The organism is Pseudomonas sp. FSL R10-0056 (assembly GCF_009600105.1).
Classification (GTDB): Bacteria; Pseudomonadota; Gammaproteobacteria; order Pseudomonadales; family Pseudomonadaceae; genus Aquipseudomonas; species Aquipseudomonas bubulae.
In genome coordinates this window covers 18,350-28,243 of the sequence record NZ_WIWL01000209.1, presented here as the reverse complement: position 1 = coordinate 28,243, position 9,894 = coordinate 18,350, and the positions used below count along the sequence as shown (strand labels likewise).

Here is a 9,894-nt window from a genome sequence, read left to right as displayed (position 1 = left end):
GCTGCATTTCGCCGCCCTGCTCGGCGGCGCCGCCGTGACCGAAACCCTGTTCGGCTGGCCCGGCCTGGGCCGTCTCACCCTCGAGGCGGTGATGTCCCGTGACTACAACCTGCTGCTGGGCATCCTGCTGCTGTCATCGATGCTGGTGGTGGTGATCAATATCGCCGTCGACCTGCTGCAAGCCTGGCTCGACCCGCGCATCCAGGCCGACTGAAAAGGAGCTGCCCCATGACCACTGCCGTACTGCCAAACGCTCCGACCGGCTACAGCGAAAGCGTCTGGACGGCCCTGTTGCGCAATCCCTCGGCGCTGATTGGCGCGACCATGCTGGCACTGGTGCTGACCCTGGCACTGCTGGCGGGCACGCTCTACCCCGGTGACCCGCTGGATATGGTCGCCATGCCGATGCTGTGGCCCGGCGACGATCCGGGCTACTTTCTGGGCAGCGACTCACTGGGCCGCGACGTAGCTGCCGGGATCGCCCACGGGGCCCGCGGGTCTTTACTGATTGCCGCCAGCGCCACCCTGATCAGCGTACTGATCGGCGGGCTGGTCGGGGCTCTGGCCGGCTACCACGGCGGCAAGCTGGGGGATGTGCTGATGCGCCTCTGCGAAGTGTTCCAGACCGTGCCGTCTTTTTTGCTGGTGATCGTGATCGTGGCCATCGGCAACCCGACGCTGGGGGTTATCGCGCTGGCGATCGGTATCTCCTCATGGCCCACGGTGGCACGCCTGGTACGCGCCGAGTTCCGTACCCTGCGTGAAGCCGACTTTGTCACTGCCGCGCGCAGCCTGGGCTTCGGCAACAGCGCGATCATCCTGCGTGAAATCCTGCCCAACGCCCTCGCGCCGCTGGTGGTCACCACCTCGATCCTGATTGCCCAGGCGATTCTGGTGGAAGCCGGGCTCGCCTTCCTCGGTATGAGCGACCCCAATCAGGCCAGTTGGGGCGCCATGCTCGGCAGTGGCCGCGAGCAGATCGCCAGCGGCTGGTACCTCACCGCCCTGCCGGGGCTGGCAATCATCTTCGTGGTGCTGGCCCTCAACCTTCTGGGCGACGGTCTCAATGACGCCCTCAACCCTCGCCTGCGACGGTATATCCCATGAGCCTGCTGGACGTACGCGGTTTGCGCGTGAGCTACGACAACGCCGATGCCGTCAAAGACCTGAGTTTCACCCTGCAAGCCGGCGAGACACTGGCGCTGGTGGGTGAGTCCGGATGCGGTAAATCCACCACGGCCCTGGCCCTGATGGGCCTGCTGCCGGACAACGCCCGGCTGGGCGGTCAGGTCTTGTTCGAAGGCCGCGACCTGCTGGTCATGCCCCCGCGCCAACGGCGCCAATTGCAGGGCAGCGCACAGGGCATGATCTTTCAGGACCCGCTGTCGAGCCTCAACCCGGTACTCACCCTGGGTGAGCAAGTCAGCGAAATCCTGCTGACCCACACTGACCTGACCCGGCGCCAGGCCTGGCAGCGGGCCGAAGAACTGTTCGCCCTGGTGCAATTGCCGCGCCCGGCAGCGCATTTGCGTGAGTACCCACAGCACTTGTCGGGCGGCCAGCGCCAGCGGGTGGTGATCGCCATGGCGATTGCCTGCCAGCCCCGACTGTTGATCGCCGACGAGCCGACCACGGCGCTGGATGTCAGCGTGCAGGCGCAGATCCTTGAGTTGCTGGCTCGTTTGCGGGGCGAGCTGGGCATGGGTCTACTGCTGATTACTCATGATCTGGGCGTGGTCGGCCAGCACGCCGACCGGGTCATCGTGATGCACGATGGCCACGCCCTGGAAAGCCGGTCGACCCGCGACCTGATCGAGCACCCGCAACACCCCTACAGTCGCGGCCTGCTGCAGGCGTCGCTGGGGGCTGAACATAAGCAGCATTACTTGAGTAACCGTCTGGCTGAAATCAATGTCGAGCGCCAGCCGGAGCAGGCCACCCGCTATGGCGTCAAGTCCACCCTCTACGCGCCGGGCCGCCAGCCTCGGGCACCCACGGGCAACCCGGCGCTGCTCAAGGTCAGCGACCTGACCACCGGCTATGGCAACAGCACCGTACTTGACCGCATCAGCCTTGAAGTGGGCGAGCGCGAGAGCGTGGGCCTGGTGGGCGAGTCGGGTTGCGGCAAGTCGACCCTCAGTCGCACCCTGCTGCGTTTACTGCCCGCACGCAGTGGCACAATCGAATTCGACGGACGCGATATCGCCAGCCTCAAGGACGAGTCGCTGCTGGGCTGGCGCCGTCAGGTGCAAATGATTTTTCAGGATCCCTACGCGGCGCTTAACCCGCGCCACAGCGTGGAGAGCATTCTCGATCGTGTGCAGCGCCTGCACGGGCAGACCGACCCGGGCCAACGCCAGCAGGCCCGCTTCGCAATGCTCGATGCCGTGGGGTTGGCGCGCAGCAGCCTGGCGCGCTTGCCCCATCAGTTTTCCGGTGGCCAGCGCCAACGCATCGGCATTGCCCGGGCGTTGATCCTCAAGCCGCGGCTGGTGATCTGCGACGAACCGGTGTCGGCGCTGGATGTTTCGACCCAGGCGCAGATCCTCAACCTGCTGGTGGAGCTGCGCGAAGAGCTGGGCCTGTCCTATCTGTTTATCTCCCACGACCTGTCGGTAGTGCGCTATTTCGCCGACCGGATTCTGGTGATGGAGCAAGGGCAAATCGTCGAACAGGCCACCCCGCAAACCCTCTGGCATTCACCCCGGCACCCCTACACCCGTCGCCTGCTGGCGGCGATCCCCGGCGCCGCTGCGCCGGAACCGGCCCCTCAACCTGTATCCGGCCTGCGCTTTGCCGTCGGCTGGTAATCCGTTCAACGCCAAGGAGCACGACATGTCGCAAATTGACTCTGCCTGGGGCGCCGTCCCGTCGGCGCGATACGAAGCATTGGCGGCCCGTTATCGGCCGGTCTTTGCGCAGATTCGTCAAGGAGCCGTAGATCGCGAACTGGAACGGCGCTTGCCGCTCCAGGAGTTGCAATGGCTCAAGGAGGCAGGCTTCACCACCCTGCGTGTGCCCAAGGAATATGGCGGTGCCGGCGCCAGCCTGCCGGAACTGTTCAACCTGCTGATCGAACTGGCCGAGGCCGATTCAAACCTGGTGCAATCATTGCGCGGGCACTTCGGTTTTTGTGAAAACCTGCTCAATAGTCGCGACCCTGAGTATCAGGGCGTGTGGCTGGAGCGCCTGGGTCGTGGCGAAACCGTCAGCCCGGCGTCCGGCGAAGTGGGCAATGCCAAACAGCTTGAATTCGGCACCCGCCTGAGCCTTCACGGCGGCCACTGGCAATTGAGTGGCAGCAAGTTCTACACCACCGGTGCGCTGTATGCCGACTGGGTCGATGTCAGCGCCAACAACCCGGATGAACAGCGCGTATCGGTGACGGTGCGCACCAATGATCCGGGGGTGGAAATCATCGACGACTGGAACGGTTTCGGCCAGACGTTGACCGCCAGCGGCACCGCGCATTTTCGCGAAGTGCCGGTGGATCCGCTCAATGTGATTCTGGCTGAAAACCGCTTTCGCTATTCACCGGCTTTTTTCCAGTCTGTGCACACGGCAACCCTGACCGGGATTGGCCGCGCGCTGGCCGACGAAACTGCCGGGCATGTGGCCAGGCGCACCCGCAGCTTCAGCAGCGGCAATGCACCGCGCGTGGCCCACGACCCGCAAGTGCTGCAAGTGGTGGGCAACCTGCGCAGCGCGGCCTATGCCGCCGGCGCTATTGCAGCGCAGAACTTCCAGGCGCTGGAGCGAGTCCATCAGGCCCATTTGAGCAATGATGAACACGCCCTGAGCCACGCCGTGAATATTGCCGAACTGGAAGTGGCGCAGTCGCAAACCATAGTCTCGGACTTGATCATCAAGGCCAGTGGCGATCTGTTTGATGCACTGAGTGCATCGGCCACCCTCAAGCCCTTGGGACTGGACCGTTTCTGGCGCAATGCGCGCACGCTGTCGTCGCATAACCCGCGTATCTACAAGAGTCGCATCGTGGGGGATTTTGCGGTGAACGGCACACCGCCACCGGCGCAATGGCGCATTGGTGTGGCGGAGTAAACCCTGTGGGAGCGGGCTTGCTCGCGATGGCATCGACGCGGTTTGCCTGACAGACCTCACCGTTTGCATCGCGAGCAAGCCCGCTCCCACCGTGGCGTGGTATCGCTCAGTGACACACCAACCCGTCGCCTATTTTCAGGCTGTCTACCAGCAACGCATTGCTGCGCAGCTCCCATGCACGGGTCTGGCCGCCACGGGCCTGCCAGTCGCGCAGTGCCGCATTGATCAACGCGCGGCTCTGCTTGTCGACTACGGGCAGGTAAACCCGCAGGTCGCTGCTTGCCTTCAAGGTTTGCGGTAACAGCGCATAGAAGCGCCAGTCCGGCGCCTGTGCCAGCGCCTGCAAGCTGTTGCGCTCTTCAGCCAGCAGGTTGCACTCGCCCGCCATAAACGCCACCGCGGCACGGATCGACGACACATAAGTGCGCAGCTCGGCGCCCTGTTGCTGCAGGGTTTGCGCCCACGGGCTACCCATCGCCAGGCATACGCTTTGCCCGCGCACAGGACGGGCGGGAGCATTGCGCAAGCCAATCAACGCCCCCGCACGGTACTGCACCGGCAAATCCCGCAAGCTCGCCACCCGGTCAGCTTCGACCGGCAGTTTCAGACTGCCGGCAATGACCAGGTCGAGGTGGCCGTCACTCAACGGGCCACTCTGCGGCAATGCCTGCAACTGCACCTTCAGTCCAAGGTAAGCCCCCAGGGCCTCGGCCAACTGACTGTCCAGTTCATCCGGCTCAGCCACCAGCGCCTCTTGCCCCAGGCTCGGCCGTGGGTAACTGCGTACGCCCACACGCAAGACCTGGCGCTGTTCGGCTGCCTGCAACAGCGGCCCACGAGGCATCTCACCCGGTGCCAATGGCCATTGCCAGGCGACCAGCGACACAGCGCCAACCACCACTGCTGCCAGCCACCTAACCACCGTGGCGCAAGCCCCGGCGCCAGTAGGTAAAGCGCCGTTCCAGCAAGGCCAGCAAAAAGTTGAGCAGCAAACCCACCACCGCCAGCAGCAAAATGCCTGCGTACATGCTGGGAATCTGGAACACCTCCTGGGAGTTCAGCGTGAGGAAGCCCAACCCGGAATGAGCACCAATCATCTCGGCGGCCACCAGTGCCGTGATGCAATACGCACCCGCCAGACGAATCCCGGTAAAGATCGACGGCGACGCCGCCGGCAGCACTATTTTGGTAAACAGAAACCAGCGGTTCGCGCCCATCGACAGCGCCGAGTTGATCAGCAACCCGTCGACCTGCTTAACGCCGCTGATGGTACTCAACAGGATCGGCCAGAACGACGCCCAGAAAATGATCGCGATTTTCGACAGTTCACCGATACCCAGAAACAGAATAAACACCGGAAACAATGCCAGCGCCGAGGTCTGGCGGAAGAACTGCAACAACGGATCAAGCACATGCTCGACCCGTGCAAACCAGCCCATTATCAACCCCAGGCTGACACCGCAGGCAATCGCCAGCAGCAGTCCGGCAAAGGAACGAAACAGGCTGGCCTGCAAGTGCTTGATCAGATCGCCACTGCTGGCCAGGTCCAGCACCGCACCCAGCACCGCCGATGGCGGGCTCAGGTAGCCGGGGTTGACCACGCCCAATTGCGGCAAGGCCTCCCAGAGGGCGAGGAACAGGACAATACCCACCGAGCTTTCGATCACCCGCCGTGAAGTCAATTTAAAGCCCATGTTTACACTCCAATCCGATAACCACCCAGGGTCGCGATGCTCTGCCAGTTCTGAGGCACTGGCGCCGCAACGGGCTCACGGGCCACGTCTGTGACCTCGTCGCGCAGGGCTTCCCAGGCACGCTGGCGGTAGTGCACAAAGGCCTGGGTATTACGCAATTCCGGCTGGCGCGGGCGCGGCAGGTCGATGTCGAAGATCTCCTTGATCCGCCCCGGGCGCTGGGTCATCACCGCCACCCGGTCCGACAGGAAAATCGCCTCGTCCAGGCTGTGGGTAATAAACACGATGGTTTTTTTGTGCGTATCCCAAATGCGCAGCAACTCACTCTGCAGGGTCTCGCGGGTTTGCGCGTCGAGGGCGGCGAAAGGTTCGTCCATCAGCAGCACATCCGGGTTGTAGGCCAGCGAGCGGGCAATCGCTACGCGCTGGCGCATGCCGCCGGACAACTCGTGAGGGTAGCGCGAGGCGAAGCCATTGAGGCCCACCAGCTCCAGGTATTCGCGGGCAGTTTCCAGCCGCCGGGCCTTGGCCACCCCGCGGATCTCCAGGCCCACGGCAATGTTGTCGAGCACCGTGCGCCAGGGCAGCAATGCATAGCCCTGGAACACAACACCCTGGTTACGGTTGATGCCCTGCAGGGGCCGGCCATCGACCAGAAGGTCGCCGCCGGTCTTGTGCGCAAGCCCTGCAAGGATATTCATAAAGGTCGACTTGCCGCAGCCCGAAGGCCCGAGGATGGACAGGAACTCGCCCTCGCGTACCTGCAGGTCAAACCCCTCCAGCACGGGCACCCGCTCCTCTCGCCCCGCTTCATTCAAGGCCCGGTACTCCATGCTCAGGTCACGGGCGACGATCTTGTGTTCCGGCATCAGGCATGCCCCCGGGCGAACGGGTTGAAGTCGTTGGTGTAGACATCCTTGACCCCTATCGAACCTTTTTTGATCTTGCCTTCGTTTTCAAGAATGTCGATGTAGTACTGAATCGGCGGCTCGGTCACTACCAGGTCATCGACATAGGCAAAGCGCTCCACCAGCTCGAGCTTCATGCCGATGCGCTCGGAGGTGATTTTGCGCGCGTCGTCGGGGTTGGCATTGACCCAGTTGGCCGCGCGGGCGATCGCGTTTACAACGTCGCGGGTAGCCTCCGGGTTCTCGCGGCTGAACTTGCCATACACACTGTAGGGCGCCATGCCGCCCAATCCGCCATCCAGATCGTAGTCGCTCCACAGCTTGCGTAATGCCGGGTTGTGCTCGGCACCGCCGGACGATGGCGGATGAATGATTGCAATGTCGATATTGCCGGTGGCCAGGGTCTGCTCGGCCTGGTTGTCCGGCACCACCACCCAGTTGATCTTGTCGACATTGACGCCCTGCTCGCGCAGGTATTTTTTGGTGACAAATTCGGCGCAGGCGCCAAAGCTGTTGAAGCCTACGGTCTTGCCTTCCAGGTCTTTGGGCTTGACGATGCCGGAGTCGTCGCGCACGAAGTATTTCATGTGCGGAGCTTCTTGCAGGGTCTTGCCGCCGGCGGCCACCACCTTGAGGTCAAGACCACTGGCGATGGCTGAAATCACCAGCGGTACCATGCGCGCGCCGAAGTCTATTTCGCCGGTGCCGGTCAATGGAATGATCTGGGGCGCGGCAATACGGCCGATGTACTTGGGCCGTGCCCGCGAGCCTTCGAAATAGCCGAGGGAGTCGGCGACATAGACCAGATCGAATGAGGGGTTGTCGGGGTACTTGAAGTCCACCACCTGATCGGCGCGGCTCTTGATCACGGCGGCGCTTTTAGCGCCGCTGTCCTTTTTTTCGCAGCCGGGCAGCAGAATACCCGCAGCGCCGACCGCACCCAATACCGCGCAACTACGCAGGAATGCTCTTCTGTTGTTGATCGGGTTCATGCCCGCTCCTTGTGGGTTTTGAATTGTGGGAGCGAGCCTGCTCGCGAAGGCATCAAGGCCAGCTTCGCGAGCAGGCTCGCTCCCACTAGGGTGGGGGGAGTCAGGCGGTTTTCAGGGTGTAGCGCGACTCCGGGCGAGTCAGGCCGTAGTGTTCGCGCAAGGTGCTGCCCGCATATTCACTGCGGAACAAACCACGCTGGCGCAAGATCGGCAGCACTTCGTCGAGGAAGACGTCAAAACCATCGGGGAATGCCGGCGGCATCACGTTGAAACCATCCGCCGCACCGCTGCGGAACCACTGCTCAATCAAGTCGGCAATCTGCACCGGGGTACCCACCGGCACCCAATGCCCACGCGCCCCTGCCAGGCGGTTGATCAGCTGGCGCAAGGTGACGTTTTCGCGGTCGACAATATCGATGATCAGCTTGAAGCGGCTGGACTGGCTTTCGACGCCTTCGAAGTTGATCAGATGGCGCGGAAACGGGGCGTCCAGATCCTGACCCGACAAGTCCACACCCAACATGCGCCGCAATTGGCCCAGGGACACGTGGGGCAATACCAGCTCATTGAGTTCATCAAACTTGCGCTGGGCTTCGGCTTCGGTGCTGGCGATATACGGGCTGATGCCCGGAAGAATTTTCAGCTGGCGCGGATCGCGGCCCACGGCTTTCGCCCGGGCGCGGATGTCATTGGCAAATTCCGTGGCGCTTTGCAGCGTCTGGTGCGCGGTAAAGATGGCTTCAGCATGCCTGGCGGCAAAATCACGACCATCCTCGGATGAACCGGCCTGCACCTGCACCGGTCGCCCCTGGGGCGAACGCGGCGAGTTCAGCGGGCCCTTGACCTTGTAGTAAGCGCCGACGTGATTGATCGAGTGCACCTTGCCGCTGTCGGCAAATACCCCGGCGGTTTTATCCAGCACCAGCGCATCGTCTTCCCAGCTGTCCCACAGGTCACCGACCACCTGTACGAACTCTTCGGCCTGGGCGTAGCGATCATGGGCCGAAGGGTGTTCATCAAGCCCAAAGTTGGCCGCTGCGGCAGCCATTGACGTGGTGACAATGTTCCAGCCCGCACGGCCCTTGCTCAGGTGATCCAGCGCGCTGAACGAACGCGCCAGGTTGTAAGGTTCGCTGTAGGTGGTGCTGGCCGTGGCAATCAGGCCGATGCGCTGGGTAACCGCCGCAATGGCTGCCAGCCAGGTCACCGGCTCGAAGCGGATGCGCAGGCCTTCGCGGCCGCTTTCGGCCAGTGACGGCGAGTCGGCAAAGAAAATCGCATCGAGCTTTTCGCGCTCGGCGCGTAACGCCAGCTGCTGGTAGTAGCCAATGTCCATGGACGACTCCGGCACTGACTGCGGGTGGCGCCAGGCGGCTTCGTGATGGCCGTTGGGGTAGATAAACAGGTTGAGGCTGAGCTGACGTTCGGACATGTTCTGTTCTCTGAATTCAGGTGGCAGGGGTTCAATGCAATTCGGCGAAGTCACTCAGCACGTCGTCGCGCAGGGCGATAAAGCGGCTGTCACTGCGGTTGCGCGGACGCGGCAGGTCGATATCGAGGATGCGCCGGATACGCCCGGGGTTGGGCTGCATGACCACCACGCGATCACCGAGAAACACAGCCTCATCCACATCGTGGGTCACCAGGATCATGGTGATTTTTTCCTTGGCCCAGATGTTTTGCAGCTCGCCCTGCAAGCGCGCCCGGGTCAGGGCATCGAGAGCGCCAAGGGGTTCGTCGAGCAACAGCACGCTGGGGCGGTTGACCAGCCCCCGGGCAATCGCCACACGCTGGGCCATGCCGCCGGAAATCTGGTGCGGGTAGGCGTCGATAAAGTCCTGCAGGCCCACCAGTTCGATATGTTCGCGAACGGTGTCGCGCTTTTCCTTTGTGCTCAGCGGCGAGTTTTTCAGCGCCACGGCAACGTTCTGTTCAACGTTGAGCCAGGGGAACAAACGGTGATCCTGAAACACGATGCCGCGCTCCAGCCCCGTGCCGTCGATGGGCTGGCCATTGAGCAGGATGCGCCCCTCGTACTCCTCGTCCAGGCCCAGAATCAGGCGCAGCAGGGTGGACTTGCCGCAACCGCTGGCACCGACGATGCTGATAAATTCGCCGGGAGCGATATCCAGCTGGATATTGTCCAGCACTTGCAACTGGCTGCTGCTACCGGGGCGCGAAGCAAAGCGCTTGCTGATGTTTTCCAGGGTCAGGCTGTTATTGAGCATGCTGCAATCC

At 62.8% G+C, this 9,894-nt stretch carries 10 protein-coding genes; 4 read left to right on the top strand and 6 right to left on the bottom strand.

What is annotated here, in order from left to right:
• The 4 genes from GHO42_RS20085 to GHO42_RS20070 form a co-directional block, all read left to right on the top strand.
• Positions 1–214: ABC transporter permease subunit (locus tag GHO42_RS20085; protein WP_153384175.1), on the top strand; the 214-nt coding region annotated here is incomplete at its 5' end.
• 14 nt (positions 215–228) lie between these two features.
• Positions 229–1,107 (top strand): ABC transporter permease, encoded by an 879-nt coding sequence (locus GHO42_RS20080; protein ID WP_095002515.1) that lies wholly within the window; start codon positions 229–231, stop codon positions 1,105–1,107.
• Positions 1,104–2,810 (top strand): ABC transporter ATP-binding protein, encoded by a 1,707-nt coding sequence (locus GHO42_RS20075; protein WP_095025627.1) that lies wholly within the window; start codon positions 1,104–1,106, stop codon positions 2,808–2,810. The genes GHO42_RS20080 and GHO42_RS20075 overlap by 4 nt, the downstream gene beginning before the upstream one ends.
• Before the next feature lie 25 nt (positions 2,811–2,835).
• Positions 2,836–4,062 (top strand): acyl-CoA dehydrogenase family protein, encoded by a 1,227-nt coding sequence (locus tag GHO42_RS20070; RefSeq protein ID WP_095002513.1) that lies wholly within the window; start codon positions 2,836–2,838, stop codon positions 4,060–4,062.
• Positions 4,063–4,168: 106 nt separating this feature from the next.
• Here GHO42_RS20070 and GHO42_RS20065 read toward each other — a convergent pair whose 3' ends face one another.
• From GHO42_RS20065 to GHO42_RS20040, 6 genes are all read right to left on the bottom strand, one after another.
• Positions 4,169–4,948, bottom strand: a complete 780-nt coding sequence (locus tag GHO42_RS20065; RefSeq protein ID WP_257010100.1) for an ABC transporter substrate-binding protein — start codon at positions 4,946–4,948, stop codon at positions 4,169–4,171.
• 28 nt (positions 4,949–4,976) lie between these two features.
• Entirely contained in the window at positions 4,977–5,756 is a 780-nt protein-coding gene (locus tag GHO42_RS20060) for an ABC transporter permease (RefSeq protein WP_095018739.1), read from the bottom strand.
• 2 nt (positions 5,757–5,758) lie between these two features.
• Positions 5,759–6,625, bottom strand: coding sequence for an ABC transporter ATP-binding protein (locus tag GHO42_RS20055; RefSeq protein WP_095002510.1), 867 nt, complete (start codon positions 6,623–6,625; stop codon positions 5,759–5,761).
• Positions 6,625–7,656, bottom strand: coding sequence for an ABC transporter substrate-binding protein (locus GHO42_RS20050; protein WP_095002509.1), 1,032 nt, complete (start codon positions 7,654–7,656; stop codon positions 6,625–6,627). Before GHO42_RS20050 ends, GHO42_RS20055 begins: the two co-directional genes overlap by 1 nt.
• A 100-nt stretch (positions 7,657–7,756) precedes the next feature.
• The gene (locus GHO42_RS20045; RefSeq protein WP_095002508.1) at positions 7,757–9,088 is read right to left on the bottom strand and encodes an LLM class flavin-dependent oxidoreductase; all 1,332 of its coding nucleotides are present in this window, start codon (positions 9,086–9,088) and stop codon (positions 7,757–7,759) included.
• A 31-nt stretch (positions 9,089–9,119) separates the two neighbouring features.
• The gene (locus tag GHO42_RS20040; protein WP_095002507.1) at positions 9,120–9,884 is read right to left on the bottom strand and encodes an ABC transporter ATP-binding protein; all 765 of its coding nucleotides are present in this window, start codon (positions 9,882–9,884) and stop codon (positions 9,120–9,122) included.
• Positions 9,885–9,894: the final 10 nt, after the last annotated feature.

Coding starts and splice junctions, on each gene's coding strand:
- GHO42_RS20040 (WP_095002507.1), bottom strand. CDS start 9,884: ATGCTCAATAACAGCCTGACCCTGGAAAACATCAGCAAGCGCTTTGCT.
- GHO42_RS20050 (WP_095002509.1), bottom strand. CDS start 7,656: ATGAACCCGATCAACAACAGAAGAGCATTCCTGCGTAGTTGCGCGGTA.
- GHO42_RS20075 (WP_095025627.1), top strand. CDS start 1,104: ATGAGCCTGCTGGACGTACGCGGTTTGCGCGTGAGCTACGACAACGCC.
- GHO42_RS20070 (WP_095002513.1), top strand. CDS start 2,836: ATGTCGCAAATTGACTCTGCCTGGGGCGCCGTCCCGTCGGCGCGATAC.
- GHO42_RS20045 (WP_095002508.1), bottom strand. CDS start 9,088: ATGTCCGAACGTCAGCTCAGCCTCAACCTGTTTATCTACCCCAACGGC.
- GHO42_RS20055 (WP_095002510.1), bottom strand. CDS start 6,625: ATGCCGGAACACAAGATCGTCGCCCGTGACCTGAGCATGGAGTACCGG.
- GHO42_RS20080 (WP_095002515.1), top strand. CDS start 229: ATGACCACTGCCGTACTGCCAAACGCTCCGACCGGCTACAGCGAAAGC.
- GHO42_RS20060 (WP_095018739.1), bottom strand. CDS start 5,756: ATGGGCTTTAAATTGACTTCACGGCGGGTGATCGAAAGCTCGGTGGGT.